General features: G+C 71.9%; 14 protein-coding genes and 1 pseudogene. 11 read left to right on the forward strand and 4 right to left on the reverse strand.

Annotation, left to right across the window (positions count from 1 at the left end):
• Positions 1 to 195 precede the first annotated feature (195 nt).
• The 3 genes and pseudogenes from E1165_RS28720 to E1165_RS00840 all read left to right on the forward strand — a co-directional run bounded on the left by E1165_RS28720 (position 196) and on the right by E1165_RS00840 (position 1,275).
• A complete protein-coding gene (locus E1165_RS28720) occupies positions 196 to 351 on the forward strand; it encodes a hypothetical protein (RefSeq protein WP_165945084.1) in 156 nt (51 codons plus the stop codon).
• A 62-nt stretch (positions 352 to 413) separates the two neighbouring features.
• Positions 414 to 541, forward strand: a pseudogene (locus E1165_RS29635) (transposase); the annotation flags it as partial.
• Between the two features lie 212 nt (positions 542 to 753).
• Positions 754 to 1,275 (forward strand): ATP-binding protein, encoded by a 522-nt coding sequence (locus E1165_RS00840; protein WP_132386664.1) that lies wholly within the window; start codon positions 754 to 756, stop codon positions 1,273 to 1,275.
• Here E1165_RS00840 and E1165_RS00845 read toward each other — a convergent pair.
• Positions 1,224 to 4,661, reverse strand: a complete 3,438-nt coding sequence (locus E1165_RS00845; protein WP_132386666.1) for an ABC transporter ATP-binding protein — start codon at positions 4,659 to 4,661, stop codon at positions 1,224 to 1,226. The two genes, E1165_RS00840 and E1165_RS00845, sit on opposite strands and share 52 nt — an antisense overlap.
• Before the next feature lie 212 nt (positions 4,662 to 4,873).
• Between E1165_RS00845 and E1165_RS00850 the strand changes: the two genes are divergently transcribed.
• Positions 4,874 to 5,755 carry a RimK family alpha-L-glutamate ligase gene (locus tag E1165_RS00850; RefSeq protein WP_132386668.1) on the forward strand — a complete coding sequence of 294 codons (882 nt, stop codon included), beginning with the start codon at positions 4,874 to 4,876 and terminating at the stop codon, positions 5,753 to 5,755.
• 4 nt (positions 5,756 to 5,759) lie between these two features.
• Here the strand turns inward: E1165_RS00850 and E1165_RS00855 are convergent, their stop codons facing one another.
• Together E1165_RS00855 and E1165_RS00860 are read right to left on the reverse strand one after the other, a co-directional pair.
• Positions 5,760 to 6,140, reverse strand: coding sequence for a VOC family protein (locus E1165_RS00855; RefSeq protein WP_132386670.1), 381 nt, complete (start codon positions 6,138 to 6,140; stop codon positions 5,760 to 5,762).
• Positions 6,141 to 6,168: 28 nt separating this feature from the next.
• Positions 6,169 to 7,140: a glycosyltransferase family 2 protein gene (locus E1165_RS00860; protein ID WP_132386672.1), complete on the reverse strand. Its 972-nt coding sequence runs from the start codon at positions 7,138 to 7,140 to the stop codon at positions 6,169 to 6,171.
• 226 nt (positions 7,141 to 7,366) lie between these two features.
• Here E1165_RS00860 and E1165_RS00865 point away from each other — a divergent pair, with 226 nt between their 5' ends.
• The 5 genes from E1165_RS00865 (at position 7,367) to E1165_RS00885 (ending at position 13,217) form a co-directional block, all read left to right on the forward strand.
• Positions 7,367 to 9,391, forward strand: coding sequence for a beta-galactosidase (locus E1165_RS00865; RefSeq protein ID WP_132386674.1), 2,025 nt, complete (start codon positions 7,367 to 7,369; stop codon positions 9,389 to 9,391).
• The gene (locus tag E1165_RS00870; RefSeq protein ID WP_132386676.1) at positions 9,391 to 10,542 is read left to right on the forward strand and encodes a glycosyltransferase; all 1,152 of its coding nucleotides are present in this window, start codon (positions 9,391 to 9,393) and stop codon (positions 10,540 to 10,542) included. The genes E1165_RS00865 and E1165_RS00870 overlap by 1 nt, the downstream gene beginning before the upstream one ends.
• Positions 10,539 to 11,243 (forward strand): hypothetical protein, encoded by a 705-nt coding sequence (locus E1165_RS00875; protein ID WP_132386678.1) that lies wholly within the window; start codon positions 10,539 to 10,541, stop codon positions 11,241 to 11,243. Before E1165_RS00870 ends, E1165_RS00875 begins: the two co-directional genes overlap by 4 nt.
• Positions 11,240 to 12,139: a hypothetical protein gene (locus E1165_RS00880; protein ID WP_207916370.1), complete on the forward strand. Its 900-nt coding sequence runs from the start codon at positions 11,240 to 11,242 to the stop codon at positions 12,137 to 12,139. The genes E1165_RS00875 and E1165_RS00880 overlap by 4 nt, the downstream gene beginning before the upstream one ends.
• A 295-nt stretch (positions 12,140 to 12,434) precedes the next feature.
• Positions 12,435 to 13,217 (forward strand): response regulator transcription factor, encoded by a 783-nt coding sequence (locus E1165_RS00885; protein ID WP_132386682.1) that lies wholly within the window; start codon positions 12,435 to 12,437, stop codon positions 13,215 to 13,217.
• Positions 13,218 to 13,308: 91 nt separating this feature from the next.
• Here E1165_RS00885 and E1165_RS00890 read toward each other — a convergent pair whose 3' ends face one another.
• Positions 13,309 to 14,052, reverse strand: coding sequence for a hypothetical protein (locus E1165_RS00890; RefSeq protein ID WP_207916372.1), 744 nt, complete (start codon positions 14,050 to 14,052; stop codon positions 13,309 to 13,311).
• 209 nt (positions 14,053 to 14,261) lie between these two features.
• Between E1165_RS00890 and E1165_RS00895 the strand changes: the two genes are divergently transcribed.
• Positions 14,262 to 14,927, forward strand: coding sequence for a hypothetical protein (locus tag E1165_RS00895; RefSeq protein ID WP_207916375.1), 666 nt, complete (start codon positions 14,262 to 14,264; stop codon positions 14,925 to 14,927).
• Positions 14,924 to 15,988, forward strand: coding sequence for a BtrH N-terminal domain-containing protein (locus E1165_RS00900; RefSeq protein WP_132386684.1), 1,065 nt, complete (start codon positions 14,924 to 14,926; stop codon positions 15,986 to 15,988). Before E1165_RS00895 ends, E1165_RS00900 begins: the two co-directional genes overlap by 4 nt.
• The last annotated feature ends 14 nt before the right edge of the window (positions 15,989 to 16,002 follow it).

The following is a 16,002-nucleotide window of genomic DNA, read 5'->3' on the forward strand; positions in this document are numbered from 1 at the left end:
GCCCCGGACCACAAGGGCTCTCCGCCGCGCCACATCCGCTCCCTCCCCCGGTCCGTCGCTCCGGGCCACCGCTCCGCCCGGCCGACGCCGGCACCTTCCGACCATCGACAACCGTACCCGGCCCGCCACCCTCTCGACCCTCGCCCGAGGTCGCTTCCGGTGCCGGCACGCCTCCGGTCAGGGATGACGAATCCCATGACTGCTCAGGCACCCGCCGTCCCCAATCCGCTGAAACCGGTCGACGAGGACTGGCGGCGCCGACTTGCCACCATCGCCGATCCAGACGACCTGGAGTCTGACACCGCCGCGGCCGTCGCCCGCCTGGAGGGGACTGAAGAAGAACCGGTGTAACTCCTGATCAAGAAGGACTCGGCCTGAGGTTCGGTGACGGCGGCGAGGGCGCCAAGTTCTGGCTGCAAGTCCTCACCGAGTGGAAGAATTGTGGCGTCGCGGACGCGTGCATGGTGGTTTGCGACGGGCTCAAGGGCTGACCGACGTCATCGGCGAGGTGTGGCTGGAAGCGGTGGCGCAAACGTGCGTTATCCACCTGCTGAGGACGTCGTTCCGGCATGCCGGACGGCAGCGATGGGACGCCATCGCAAGCCCGTCTACACCGCGGCGACCGAGTCGGCCCGCAGCTCGGTGCGGGGATACAGGGCGAGGGTGTGCACGCCGGTGTCATCTGCCCGGGCGTGGCCGGCCATGGCCAAATGGCCGGCTGATCAGCTGAAGCCGACGTTCCCGGGAGGGTGGATGGCTGTCGCATACCTACTGGTGGGGCTGACCGGCGCGGGCAAGACGACCTACGCCCGGCGGGTGCTGGAGCCGGCCGGGGCGGTGCGGCTGTCGGTGGACGAACAAGTCTTTGCCCGGCACGGCCACTACGGCGTCGACTACCCGGAGGACACCTACTTCGCCAGGGAGGCGCCCGTCGTGGCCGAGGTCCGCGCCGAGCTGGTACGGCTACTGCGGGCCGGGCACGACGTGGTCGTGGACCACGGGCTGTGGCGGCGCAGCGAGCGCGACGACTGGGCGGCGCTGGTGCGCTCGGCCGGTGGCCAGGTGCGCCTGCTCTACTTCCCGGTGCCCCGGGCGGAGCTGCTGCGCCGGTTGACGGCCCGCAACGCCGAGAAGCACGGCAACGCGCTGACGGTCACGCCGCAGGCGCTGGACGACTTCATCGCGCGCTTCGACGAACCCGACGGTGAGGGTGAACAGGTGGTTCAGCCGGCCAGGTGGCCGTACTCCGCCTCCAGTTCGTCCCATCTGCCCTGAGCCACCGCACGCCCGCCGACCAGCACCAGCACCCGGTCGGCGTGCACCAGCGCCGCCCGCTTCGACGTCGAACCGACCACCGTGACGCCGTGTGCGCGCAGCGCCTTCCACAGCTGGATCTCGGTCGTCACGTCCAGCGCCGACGACACGTCGTCGGCGACCAGCAGCTCGGTGCGCGGGGCCAAGGCGCGCGCCAACGCGAGGCGTTGCAGCTGCCCGCCGGAGAGCCGGGTGCCCTTGTGGCCGATCACCAGGTCCAGGCCCTCCCCGCTGGTGGCCAGGTCATGGTCAAGCTGCGCGGTCGACACCGCCGCGCCCGGGTCCACGTCGTGACCGAGCGCGATGTTGTCGGCCACGGTGCCGGAAAGCACGCGGGGCAGCTGGGCGACGTACCCGACCTGCTGGGGTCGCAGGAACAGGTGCGGGTCCTCGACCGGGCGCCCGTTCCAGCACAGCGATCCGGTGTGGTGGGCGATCCCGGCCAGCCCGCGCAGCAGCGACGACTTTCCTGCGCCCACCGGGCCGACCACCAGCACCAGCTCGCCGGGGCGCACGGTCAGGTCGACGTCGCGTACCCCCACGGTGCCGTTGTGGTGCACCACGCCGAACCGGTCCAGCTCCAGCCGGTGCAGCGGCTCCCGGACCGGCACCGGCGGCGCGGGCGCGGTGCCGGCGTCCAGGTCGACGCCGGGCACGGGCGCGGAGTAGGCCGCCTCGCCGCACATCTCCACCGTGCGCCGCGTCCACACCCGGGCCGACGGGAAGTTGGATACCAGCGACGACGTCGTCCACGCAAACCATTTCGCCGAGCCGAGCACGGTCACCGCGATCAGGGTGGCTGCCGCCGGCAGCTGGCCGGAGAGGTACAGCCCCCACGCGGCGATCGGCAGCAGTCCGCTGAGCACCGACGGGGTGCAGCGCGCCCACACCTGGATGCTGATCTCCCGGCGCTGGCTCTCGTTGCGCACCGCGTCCAGCCGGGCCAGGTGCCGCAGCACCGACACGGTGGCGCCGGACAGCTTCACGGTACGACCGGCGGAGAGCGCGGACACCACCGCGGTGGCGAACGTGCCCCGTGCGGCGACCGTGGTGTGCGCGGCGCGTTCCAGACGCGGGCCGAACAGCGCCGCCGCGCACCCGGAGAGAATCATCGTGCCGGCGAAGAACGCCGCCGGCACCCACGAGCGCGCCGCGATCGTCATCGTGACGATCGCCGCCAGCGCGATGACGTGGTCGACCAGGTTGTCGGCGAGCATCACCACCCGGTCGGTGTCACCGCTCTGGGCGACGACCTCGGCCGGGCTGTGCCGGCTGATCCGGCGCGGGCCGATCTGGCCGTTCAGCAGCCGCGCGTTGATCCGCAGCACCTGCCGCACCCACCACTCCGGGAACCACGCCCCGAAGTAGTAGAGCGCCGGGATCGCCACGATCAGGCCGGCCGCGACACCGGCCGCCGGCAGCAGCGGGTTGCCCTGCCCGTCAACGACGTCCGACCACAGCAGCGGCAGGATCGCCCCTTCCAAGCCGAGGACCAACAGCAACGCCATCAGCGCCAGCGCGGTCATCCCGAACCGGGCGTCGTTGACGGTGAGCCGGAAGATCTCCCGCAGGGTGCGGGCCGGCGGCGCCTCGGGCAGCGGCGGCGGATCGCCGGCGGGCATCAGGACCGGGGTCTCGCCGGCGGTGCCGGCGGCGGTGCCTCCGGCCGGGTCGGGGTCGGGTGAAGCCCCGCTGGCCAGCATCGCGGCGAACCGGCGGGACGTGGCGAGCGGCCCGGCCTCCACCACCGCGCCGTCGGCCAGCACCACCACCTCGTCGCAGTGGCGCACCGACGACAGCCGGTGCGCCACGATGATCCCGATGCGCCCGGCCAGCAGCCGGTCGGTGGCCCGCTGTACCCAGGTCTCGGTGACCGGGTCCATCCGGGCGGTCGCCTCGTCGAGGATCACGATTTTCGGGTCCCGGACCAGGATGCGGGCGAACGCGATCAACTGTTCCTGACCGGCGGAGAGCACGTGCCCACCGTCACCGAGCCGGGTCTGCATGCCGTCGGGCAGCTGCTCGACCCAGCCGGTGAGGCCCAGCTCGGCGACCGCGCCCGCGGCATGCGGCAGCAGCTCGTCGTCGAAGAGCGCGATGTTCTCGGCAAGGGTGCCGGCCAGTAGCTCGGTGCGTTGCGGCACGATCGCCACCCACCGGCGCAGCTGCTGCACGTCGAGGTCGTTGAGGTCGGTGCCGTCCAGGAACACCGTGCCCGGTGGCACGTCGACGGCCCGGGTCAGCAGCTTGGCCAGCGTCGACTTGCCCGATCCGGTGCGGCCCACCAGCGCATACGAGCGGCCGCGGGTGAACGTGAGCGTGACGTCGCGCAGCGCCGGTGACCGGACGGCGCCGGACTCGGCGTACCGGAAGGTCAGATCGCGCACCTGCAGGTCGCCGTCGGACGGCGCCGCACCGCCGGTGGCCTCCTGCGGTGTGCGGCGCAGCAGACGCACCCGCTCCCACGCGCCGATCGCGTTCTGCAGCTCCGGGACCGTGCGGGTGACCTGCTCCAGGGTGCCGCCGAACCCGAGCGCCAGCAGCCACACCGCGGTCAGCCGGGCACCGCCGACGTGCCCGGTCATCAGCGCCCACGCGCCACCGACGGCCAACCCCGCGATCAGGGTACGGATCACCGCCCCCGCGATCATCGTGACCCGCGCCGAGTTACGCCACACCCGCCGGCCGCGCCGCATGATCTCCTGGGAGCGCTGTGCCCACAGCTGCAGCACGTACGGCGCCGCCAGGCTGGTCCGCACGTCGTCCTGACCGTGCACGCCCTCCTCCACGACCGCGGTCATGTCGGACCAGGCTTCCTCCTCGTGGATGCGCAGCGGCCCGATCCGCCGCACCGGCCGCTTCAGCACGACCGCGAGCAGCACCGACGCCAGCACCATGGCGGTGGCGGCCGGCCACCACACCACGAACGCGGTGAGGATCGAGAGCACCGCCACGGCCAGTGACTGCGCCAGCCGTACCCCGCCGTTGCGGATTTCGGTGCCGACCTGGTCGACGTCGCCGTCGATGCGGTCCAGCAGCTCACCCACCGGCGTGTTCTCCAGCGCCGGCAGGTCTTGGCCGAACGCGATCCGGCACAGGCCGCGGCGCACCCCGGCCGCCCAGTCTGCCGTCAGCCGGGCCAGGACCAGGCCGACCAGCACGTCGCTGACCACCGCCACCACCAGGGCCACGGCGAGCACCGCGAACAGCGGCACCGACCGGTTCACCAGCACCGAACCGGCCAGCGACAGCGACAGGGCCTGCCCGGCGGCACCACCGACGATCAGGACGGCCACCAGCAGGGCACGCCGGGGCGAGGTGTGCCACAGGTCGCGGAGCAGACGCACCAGACACCCGCCTTCTCATGGAGGAACTGCGGCAATGGTGCCCGCCACGGCGGTGACGGCCATCGGCAGGTTCGTTACGTTCGGCTACGCGTACCGCTTACGCGGGCACCGGTCAGAGCAACGCGTACGCCGTTGTCACGCTGGCGCTGACGCGGCACCCGGCGCGGCGATGTCACGGTTCACCCTGGCGGCACAACGGAGGGAGCCAGATCATGGTTCGAGTCGCGCTGGTCACCTGCGCGGAGTTCCCGCAGCTGTCGGAGGACGACCGGCTGCTGTGGAAGGCCTTGCAGAGCCGAGGGGTACGCGCGGAGCCCGTGGTGTGGGACGCGGCGGACGCCACCTGGGACGACTACGAGCTGGCGCTGCTGCGCTCGCCGTGGGACTACGTGCCCCGCCGTGCCGAGTTCATCGCCTGGGCGCGGTCCGTGCCGGCGCTGGCCAACCCCGCCGACGTGGTCGCCTGGAACACCGACAAGCGCTACCTCGACGACCTCGTCGCCGCCGGGGTGCCGACCGTGCCGACCGCGTGGGTGGCGCCGGACCAGGAGTGGGACGTCCCGGACACCGGCCGCTGGGTGATCAAGCCGGCGGTGAGCGTGGGCAGCGTCGACGCCGGGCGCTACGACGTCGCCGATTCCGCCGAGCGGCGCCTCGCCGTCGAGCACGTGCGGCGGCTTCAGCGCGCGAACCGGCTGGCCATGGTGCAGCCCTATCTGCCCGCGGTGGACACCGCCGGGGAGACCGGCGTCGTGTTCGTGACCGGCGGCGAGGACATCGTGCACAGCCACGCCATCCGCAAGTCGGCGCTGCTGGACGGCCCGGACCCGGGCACCGGCGGGCTCTACCGGGTCAGCCCGGTGGACGCCCGCGACGCCGGCGACGCCGAGGTGCGGGTGGCCGAGCAGGCCCTAGCTGCGGTGCCGTCGGGCCGCGACCGGCTGCTCTACGCACGGGTCGACCTGATCGCCGACGAGGACGGTACGCCGCTGGTGCTGGAGCTGGAGCTGACCGAGCCGAACCTGTTCTTCGGGCTCGGCCCGGGGGCCGCCGAGCGAATGGCCGCCGGCCTGGCCGCCCGGCTGCGCGGCTGAGCGCTCAGGGCCAGACGCGGGCACCGGCGTCGAAGACTTCCCGGTCACTGTGGACCGGGATCACGCACAGCAGGTGCCCACCCGGCGCGCGCAGCACGTGGCACTCCAGCCACTGCGACACCTCGGTCGCGCCGAGCTCGAGCAACCGTCGCACCTCGGCGTCGACGTCGTCGGTCTCGATGTCGACGTGGTAGCGGCCGGTGTCGTCCACGCTCTGCAACGCCGTGACGATGCCGGGGATCGCCTCGCCGAGGCCGGTGAACTGCGGCTCGGCCGGGTTGCGGCGGGCCGGTTGCCCGAGGGCGCCCGACCAGAACGCCGCCGCCTCGTCCTGCGCCTCCCGCGGCACGTCGATGATGACGGCGAAGACCCGTGATCTGTGCATCGGCGCAGTTTGCCACAGCTTGGACCGGTCAGGAAGGCTCCACCAGCTCCCGCACCGCCGCGGTGTCACCGTCGACCAGGTGACCCAGGATCCGCCGGGTGCGTTCCGGCAGTCCGTCGATCACCTCCGCGGGAACGTTCACCACGAACGAGCGGGCCAGCGTCAGCGCGTCGTGCAGCGCGGCCGCGTCGTGCAGGTGCAACGCGCCCAGCGCCATCGGAACGTCACCGCGGCACATGTCGTCGGCGTACGCCGGCACCAGCTCGGGCACGCCGTCCCGGATCACGTTGTAGGTGTCGACGATCATCCGCATCCAGGCCGCCACGTTGTCCGGTTCGCGGTACCGCTGGGTGATCGACGGTTGACCCCGCTCACGCAGCCGCCACAGATAGACGACGTCGGTCACCACGTCGACCGCGGTCGCGGCGATGTGCGCCCGCATCATCACCGGCGCGTCCTCGTAGGCGGGCAGTGAGAAGCTCAGGTCCGCGGCGTCCCAGAACGAGCGGCGGAACACCTTGTTCCACACCATCCGGTCGCGGACCAGCGCGGTGAGCCGGCGGATGTGGGTGCGCCGCCGCTGCTTGTCGAAAACGTCGTGGTAACCGTAGTGCGGTCGTACCCCTGTGCTGTCCACCCGTCGCACCGCGCCGGAAGCGAAATCCGAACCACTCTCCTCGATCGCGGCGATCAGGGACTTGTACGCCACCGCCGGCACCACGTCGTCGCCGTCGCAGAAGGCCAGATACGTTCCGCGGGCCGCGCGCAGACCGGTGTTGCGGGCCGCGCTGAGCCCGCCGTGCGGCTGTTCCAGAACGCGGATGCGGGAGTCCTCGCGGGCCCACCGGTCGGCGATGGCCCGGCTGCCGTCGGCCGACGCGTCGTCCACCACGACCACCTCCAGGTCGCCGTGGTCCTGCCCGGCCAGCGACTTCAGGCAGATGTCCAGGTATGGCTCGACGTCGAAGACGGGCACGATGACGCTCAGAACCGGGGCCATGGATCTCTTCCTTCCGGTGGGCGGCCTGTCTCCTGCACGGTGGCAGCCGGGGTGGCTCGGGCGCGTCAGCGACAGAGGTACTCCCGAGTACGCCTGACCCTGATCGACGGTGGGTGCCGGGAGGTCAGTGAGATTCGTACGAACCGGTAAGGGCTGCGCCGATGTGGCGTGTGACCGGCGGCGGACATGGTGGCGGAAGGCTTACTGCGAGAAGGGTGGGTGACCCATGACTACCAGCCGCTGGCCGTCGATTGTGCCCGGTCTCGACGAGATCGCCTTCGGTGGTGACTACAGCCCGGAACAATGGTCGGCCGAGGTGTGCGAGGAGGACATCCGGCTGATGCACGAAGCCGGGGTCAACCTCGTCCAGATCGGCATCTTCCTCTGGGCCGCCATCGAACCGGCGCCCGGGGAATTCGACTTCGATCCCCTCGACCGCATGCTGGACCGGCTGCACCGCGCCGACATCCGGGTGTCGGTCGCCACCCCGACCGCGGCGCCACCGGCCTGGTTCTTCCGCCGGCACCCGGAGGCGCTGCCGGTCAAACGCGACGGCCGCGTGCTGGGCATCGGCGCCCGCGAGTCCTACTGTCCGAGCTCGCCGGCCTACCGGGCCGCCTGCGAACGCTTCGTCACCGCGTTGGCCAAGCACTACCAGGACCACCCGGTCATCGTCATGTGGCACCTCAACAACGAGTACGGCGTCCAGGTCGGCCCCTGCTACTGCGAGCAGAGCGCCGTCTCCTTCCGGGAGTGGCTGCGCGAGCGCTACACCACCCTGGACGGGCTCAACGCCGCCTGGGGCACCACGTTCTGGGGTCAGCACTACTACGACTGGGACGAGATTCAGCCGCCACGACTGGCGCCGATGCCGGTCAACCCGAGCCAGCGCAACGACTACTTCCGGTTCACCACCGACGAGTACGCGCGGTGCTGCCGGCTCGAAGCCGACATCGTCCGGTCCGTGACACCCGGCATCCCGGTGATGACCAACTTCGCCGACCCGGTGGAGACCGGCTACCTCGACTACTGGCGCTTCGCGGAGGAGGTCGACGTCGTCGGCATCGACACCTACCTGATGGGCAACGACCCGCGCCCGCACATCGGGCTCGCGTTCGCCGGTGACGTCAGCCGCGGTGTCGCCCGGGGCCGGCCGTGGCTGGTCAACGAGCACTCCACCTCGGCCGTCACCTGGCAGACCCACAACGTGGCCAAACGGCCCGGCGAGATGCGGCGCAACACGCTCGCGCACATCGCGCACGGCGCAGACGGCGCGCTGTTCTTCCAGTGGCGCGCCTCCCGGTTCGGCAGCGAGAAGTTCCACTCGGCGATGCTGCCGCAGGCGGGCACGTCCAGCCAGGTGTGGCGCGACGTGGTGGCGCTCGGCGCCGACGTGCGGGCCCTGACCGAGGTACGCGGCAGCCTCGTGCAGGCCCAGGCGGCTGTGCTGTGGCACTGGCCGTCCTGGTGGGCGATGCAGTCCGGCTATCAGCCGACCGCGGACCACCACTACGAGGAACGGCACCGCGCCTACTACGAGGCACTGTGGAACCTGCACCTGACCACCGACTACCTGGCGCCGACCGACGACCTGAGCCGGTACCCGCTGGTCGTGGTGCCCAGCCTCTACCTGACCAGCCAGGAGGCCGCGGCGAACCTGCGCCGCTACGCCGAGGGCGGCGGCACGGTGGTGGTGTCGTACTTCTCCGGCATCGTCGACGAGAACGACCACATCCACGACGGGCCCTACCCGGGTGCGCTGCGCGAACTGCTGGGCGTGGTGACCGAGGAGTTCCACCCGCTGCGGCCGGGCGACACCGTGGAGGTGGCCGGGCTCGGTGCTCGTACCGACGTCTGGTCCGAGCGGGTGGTGCCGGCGGGCGCCGAGACGATCGAGACGTTCGGCAGCGGCCCGGACGCCGGCCACCCGGCGATCACCCGCAACACCGTCGGCAGCGGCTCTGCCTGGTATGTCGCCGCGAAACTCGACGCGGCCGCGCTGACCCGGGTGCTGCGGCGGGTCACCGCCGAGGCGGGCATCGTGCCGGCGGTGCCGGTCGGTGCCGACGTCGAGGCGGTGCGGCGCTCCGGGCCGGACACCGACTACCTGTTCCTGATCAACCACGACGCGGAGCGGTCGACAACCGTAACGGCGACCGGCCGGGACCTGCTGACCGGCGTCGAGCACGACAGCGGGCAGGTACCCCTGGAACCGTCCGGCGTGGTCGTGCTGGCACAGCGGCGGGCCTGATGGTCGCTCGCCTGCTCTACCTGCTCAACGTCAGCAACCCGGACCGGCTCTCCGCCGACTCCGGCTGGCGGCTGGCCGCGACCCTGGCGCCGGCGTGGGCCGACCGGGGCGTGCGGGTCACGTTCTGCTCCCCCGCGCCGCTGCCCGACCCGCGCGTCCGGTTCGTCGCCTCCGCGTCGCCGGCCAGCAAGTACCGCGCCCGGTTCGACCACGACAGCGCCGTCGTCGCCGACCTCATCAGGAAGGCCGACCCGGACATCGTCGTGGTGAATCAGATCGAACAGGCCGCGGGGGTACGCGCCGCGCTGCTGGAGACCGGCAGCGCGGCCACCCTGGCCGGCTACTGCCACTACCTGCCGTTCCACGTCGACGGCGACCGTCTGCACGGCGACCCGTCGCTCGGCGACGCCGGTCTGGGCCGGCCGGTGCTGCTGCACTTCGTGGCGGGCCTGCTCGCCTGCGACCGCGTGCTGGTCCACTCGGTCACCGCCCGGGACTGGGTGGTGCGCGCCGCGGTCGCCTGCGGGATGCCGGCGCCGGCCCGCATCGAGATCGTGCCGCCGGCCCGGGACCCGGAGCTGGTGCGGGCACCGGACGGCGAGCGCCGCAGCACCGGCACCGGCGTCTACAACCACCGGCTCTACGCCCACTACGGCACCGCGCGCCTGGTCGACCTGGTCCGCCGGATCACCACCGGCACCCCGGTGCGGATCCAGGTCACCGACCTGTTCGGGGCGCGCCGTCCGGGCCGGACCGCGCTGGACGCCAGCCCGGAGCGCTACCGTGCCGCGCTCGCCGCGATCCCGGGGGTGCGGGTCGTTTCCGACGGTGGTAGCCGCGCTCGGTACCGGTCGCTGCTGACCGGCGCCGACTTCGCGATCGCACCGTTCCGGCCCGGCTGCCCGTGGTCCATGTCGGTGATCGACTGCCAGGCCCTGGGCATCCCGGTGATCGCGCCGCGGATGGGCTGGATGAGCGAGCACATCGACCCCGAGCTGCTCTTCGACGACGCCGAGGACGGCGTGAAGATCGCCCAGCGACTGGTTGAGGACCCGCTGTTCCGCGCCGAGCAGGCCCGGCGAGCCCATCAGAGCACCGCGTCACTCGACGTCGGCCTGATCGCCGGGCGGTACCTGGCGGCTGTGTCGTGACCGGCTCCTACGACGTGGTGTTCTTGTCCTACGACGAGCCGCTGGCCGACGAGCTGTACCGGCTGCTGACCGCGACGTTCGGCACGGTGCGGCGCGTGCACGGGGTGCACGGCATGCGGCAGGCGTACCTGCGCACGTCGGCGGTGGCGTCGACCGACGCGTACTTCATCGCCGACGGCGACTTCGAGATCGCGCCGTCGTTCCGGCCGCAGGACGTGCAGCCGCTGCCGGACGGCGTCGCGATGCGCGTCTGGCAGACCGAGAACGCCGTGAACGGGCTGCGCTACGGCTACGGCGGGCTGAAACTGTGCCGCCGGGTCGCGATCGCGGCGATGCAGCCTCGGGTCGACGTGCTCGCCGGCCTGCCCGGGCGCGTCGAGTTCGTCCCGCAGGTGGCCGGGCGGACCCGGTTCAACCAGAGCCCCCGGCACGCGTGGCGCGCCGGCTTCCGCGAGTGCGCCATGCTCGCCCGTGGCTGCGAGTACGGCATGACCGCCGCCTCCGCCAAGCGGCGCATCGACCGCTGGCTCGCCGGCGGGTCCGCGCCCTATGCGGCCTGGTCGGTACGCGGCGCGCGGGACGGGCTGGCGTTCGCAGGGGCCACCGCACCCGATGACACCGACCGCTGGGAGAACCTGAACCGCCCGGCCTGGCTGGACCGCCATTTCTGGCAGAACTTCGGAAGAGGAGAGTTGTCGTGAGCGCACCCCCGCTGATCGCCGTCGTCGGACCGGTCGAGCCGCCTCTGCTGGAGGCCTTCATCACCCACTACGAGCACCTCGGTGTCGAACGGTTCCTGTTCGCCCTGCATTTCCCGCTGCCCACCCCGGCGTCCGTGCAGGAGCCGCTGATCGAGATCTGCCGGCGGCGGATCGGCGGCGCGCAGCTGGTGGCCGAGGAGCCGTGGCACGAGAGTGCCAGCAACCGGCTTCGTGACGAGCTGCGCGACCGCGCGGGCCAGGGGTGGCACCTGCTGGCCGACGCCGACGAGTTTCAGTGCCACCCCGGCGGCCTGGCCACCACGGTGCGCGACGCGGAGGCGGCCGGGGTGCCGGTCGCCGGCGGCGTCATGCTGGACCGGGTGGCGGCGGACGGCTCGATCGACGGCTGGTCGCCGAGTGACGGGCTGGATGCGGCCTACCCGGCAGGCGCGTTCCTGACCCACTCGCTGCTGCGCGGCGACCCCCGCAAGATCGTCCTGGTGCACTCGTCGGTGCGGGAGGTGGCGGTCGGCAACCACCGGGCCCCCGGCTTCCGGCCGGTCAACGCGCCGCGGGTGGCGATCCACCACTTCAAGTGGCGCGCCGGTGTCGTCACCTACCTGCGGCAGCGCCTCGACAAGCTGACCGCCGGCGAGTGGCGCGAGCTGAGCCCGGCGCCGCGGCTGGAGGCGACCCGATTCTTCACGCACATCGACACCCACGGCGGGCGCTTCGACATCGGTGACCCGGTGCTGAACTTCCGCCCGGTCACGGTGGACCGGCTGCCCGACTGGTGGGCGGCGGACTCTCAGCATCTGGTCGACACATGGCGGCCGCCTACCGCCCCGGCGGCCAAACCGGCCGCTGCGGCCGGGGTGCGGTCCGGGAATAGCTGATTTCGACGGGGGCTGGGCTCCGGCGCACGCCGGGCCCGGCCCTTTGCCTGCGCCGGGCGTTTGCCTAGCTCACCGCCACTGCCGGAAACTAAACATATTTATTGTGAGACAAGGGTAACAACATCGTCGAGACTTCCCCGGTCGGCCAATTCATATTGTGGAGGACGCCGGGCACACCCGCTTCGTGACGAAGTGTCGCCATCGGAGCACCCAATCGGTTGCCCGGCCCGCCGAACACCACTACGGTGATCAATGAGGCGCCGCTCGGAAACTCGATTTCACCACATTGTTCTCCATGTGGCGCGAAGCCCTGTGCAAGGATTCGATGCTCCTGGGGGGCGAGTTGGACACCCACACTCCCGACACGCAGGCGGGCGCCGTGACCATGCCGGTCGCCGCGGACGACGCCCACCCGCTGCGCGTGCTGCTCTGCAACGATCGGCCACTGCTCCTCGACGGCCTCTGCTCACTGCTAGGCCACGAAACCGACATCACCGTGATCGGCACCGCCGACACCACCACCCAGGCCATGGCGCTCGCCCACCACCATCGGCCACAGGTCGTCGTCACGGGGGCCCGGTTGCACCAGGTCCCCGCCGCCGACCTGGTGCGCCGGCTACGCCAGGAACCGCTCGACCCACCACCGCGCGTCATCGTCTTCGCCCTGTCGGCCATTGACGACCATCTTGCCGATGTGCTCTACGCCGGCGCCAGCGGACTGCTCGGCGACGACGCCGGCCGCGAGGAGATGGCCATGGCGATCCGGGCCGTCGCTCGCGGTCACGCCATGCTCGGCCCGCGGATCGCCCAGCGCCTGATGGAGTGGTTCCGGGAGAGCCGGTCACCGGCGCGCAGCCGCGTCGACCTGCCGGTCGGCACCGTGCTGACCCCGCGGGAGAAGGAGATCCTCACCCTCGCCGCCCACGGTTTGTCCACCGACGACATCGCCACCAAACTGTTCATCGGCACCGCCACCGTGCGCACCCACCTCTACCGGCTGCAGATGAAACTACAGCTCAAGGACCGCGCCCAACTCGTCTCGTTCGCCTTCCGCGCCGGCATCGTCAACCCTGTCTGACAGGCGCCGGATCCCGGACGCACCCGCGCCGGCACCGCCACCGGTTGCCAGCCCTCCGGCTCACCACCGCCGCCCGGTGTGAGCCGAGGCCTCAAACCGTCAGGCGGTGCTCGCGCAGCTCGGCATAGAACGGCAGGTGGTACCGGTGGAACCCGGCCAGCCGCGGGTCCGCGCGCACCTCTTCCCGCGCCGGCTCCGGGGACCGACGCACGCCGAACCCGGTGCTGCTGCTGGCGTCACGGTGCCAGCGCTCGGTGCGCTCCCACTGCCCCGGCACCCCGGCCTCCCAGCGCAGCGACTCGGGCAGGAAGTCGATGCCGACCCGCTCGCAGTACGCCCGCACGGTCGCCTCCGGCCGGTCCAGCAGATCGTCGGAGTCGATCACCACCGGCACCTCGCCGGTCGCCTCACGTACCGCGGTGAAGATCTCGTGGAGCCGGGCAAGCCCCACCTCGTCGCGGGTCAGCTCCGGGTTGAGCGCGGCGTGCGAGACGATCACCTCGGCCGGGTCGCGGATGATGAACGTGTGCGTGGCGCCGCGCAGGAACCCGGGCTCGCTCACCGCCAGTGGGTAGTGGAAGTCGGTGGTGTCCTTGAAGAAGGTCCGCCCGGGCAGCCCGAGCAGGGCGCCGATCAACTCCTGCTCCGAGCGCACCGCGCGCCCGGCGACCTCGGCCGAGCCGAAATCACCCACGTGCGAGAACGGCTCGTGGACCACCGTGAAATCCCCGCGCTGCATCATCATGCGCTCGAAGGCGGTGGACCGGCTGCGCGGGGCACTCCAGAGGGCCAGCAGCATCGTGGTCACGCCGGCCAGTCCCGTTGCCTCGGCCATGAACACTCCTCCCCGATAGGCGAGATGCCACCGTAACCAGCGCCGCCGCCGATAACCACAAGGACGTACGCAAATCAGCCACAGGTTTACCCGAATTCATCAACAGGGCGAGACCGGTCGATCAGCTAAGCGTTTAATACGCGCGCCGAAGGTCCCGGAATCAACCTGACGCGGAATCGCCGCACGAGGTTCCGCGATTCAATTTCCCGGTGTTCACCATCGACATCTCCCCGTATCTCGACAATGTCGGGGCCACGACGGCCGGGCGGACGGCCACGGGCCGGTTGAACGTCTGGAACAACTCCTTCGCCGCCGAGAACCTGCCACCGGGCGGTTCCAACGTCATGGTCGGCGGGGTGCCCTACGTGATGCCCCCGTTCGGCGGCATTGACCCGGACAATATCCGCTGCGCCGGGCAGTACCTGGAGTTGCCCGGCCCCGGCCGGGCGGTCGACTGGCTCCACCTGCTGGCCACCGGCGAGCGCCGGGTCGAGGACGAGATCGCTGTGCACTTCGCCGACGGCTCGGTCGACTTCGAGCCGGTTCGGGTCTCCGACTTCTGGGCGGCGCCGGCGGCGTTCGGCGAGGTCCCCGCGTTCGAGACGCTGATGCACTACCCGGCGCACACCCAGTTCGGCGTGCCCGCCAGCGTCTGGTCGCAGCGGGTGCCCGTCACCCGGCGCCTACCGCTGATCGGTATCGGTCTGCCGGTGAACGCGGCCCTGCACGTCTTCGCCGTCACGCTGCAACCACCGGACGGCACCCGGCGGCCCGCCGCCGTCAGCACGGCGGGCACGGCACCGAGCACCGGGGCTGCCACCAGCACCGCCGGCGAGGCGCAGCCCGCGGTGCCGAGCACGGCGGGTGCCCGATGACCACGACCGCGGCTCCCGCCGGAACCCCGGCCGTACGGCCGCGCCAGGCCCGGCGCGCCCCCTCGACGTTCTACCGCGACCCGATCAGCTGCCTGCAGGCGTCGTTCGGCTCCGTGGTCGCCGACGCCGGCCACGACCCCCTCGCCGCCCTCGGCGCGCGCTGGGAGTTCCGGTACATCCCCGGCGACGTGCGCTCCGAGGAGTTCTACTTCCCGGAGCGCGAGCCCGGCGACACCGCCGGCAGCATGATGCCCTACCACCCGGCGCACTCGACCTGGTTCACACCGGAGACCGCCGAGCCGCTCGAGGAGCTCGCCGCGCTGATCGAGAACGGCCTGGCGCCGATCGCCGCCGTTGACAACTACCACCTGCCGTTCCGCCCGGCCTACCACGACGTGCACGCCGCCCACCTAGTGCTGATCTATGGGGTGGACCCCGGCCGCGGCCTGGTCTGGGTGGCCGACCCGATGCCGCCCGCCTTCTCCGGGCCGATCCGTGCGGAGGACTTCCTCAACGCGTGGGGCTCGGCCAACCCCGCCGACCACCAGGACGCCTTCTTCAGCGACGCCCGCATCGACCGGCGCCACATGCTGCTGCGCCTGGGCGCGGACTGGCCGGCAGACGACCCGGCGACCCTGCTCGCCGCGCTGCGCGCCAACCACGCCGACCTGACCGCCGACGCACATGACGACGGGCAGTGGACCGGGGTGGCCGGGCTGCGCCGGTTCGTCGAGCACGTCACGCGCAGCGCGCACGCCGGCGACGACGACGCGCTCAAACAGGTCTACACCTTCGGTTGGAGCCAGCAGGCCGGGTGCAGCCTGCATGGAGAGCTGCTGCGCACCCGTGGCCGGCAGTGGCGCTGTCCCGCCCTGCGCGAGGCCGGCCGCGCGGTCGAGGCGGCCGCGCACGCCTGGACCGGGCTGCGGGTCACCGCGGCGCACGGCTGGACGCGGCCCGCCGAGACCACCGCCGACCTGCGCCGGCACGGCGACCGGCTGGCGCAGCGCTACGAGACCGCCGCCTCCGCGCTCACCCGGGCCGTCACCGAGCTCACCTGACCTGACCGCAACCG

Origin of the sequence: Micromonospora sp. KC723 (genome assembly GCF_004348595.1) — a bacterium.
In the GTDB taxonomy this organism is placed as follows: domain Bacteria; phylum Actinomycetota; class Actinomycetes; order Mycobacteriales; family Micromonosporaceae; genus Micromonospora.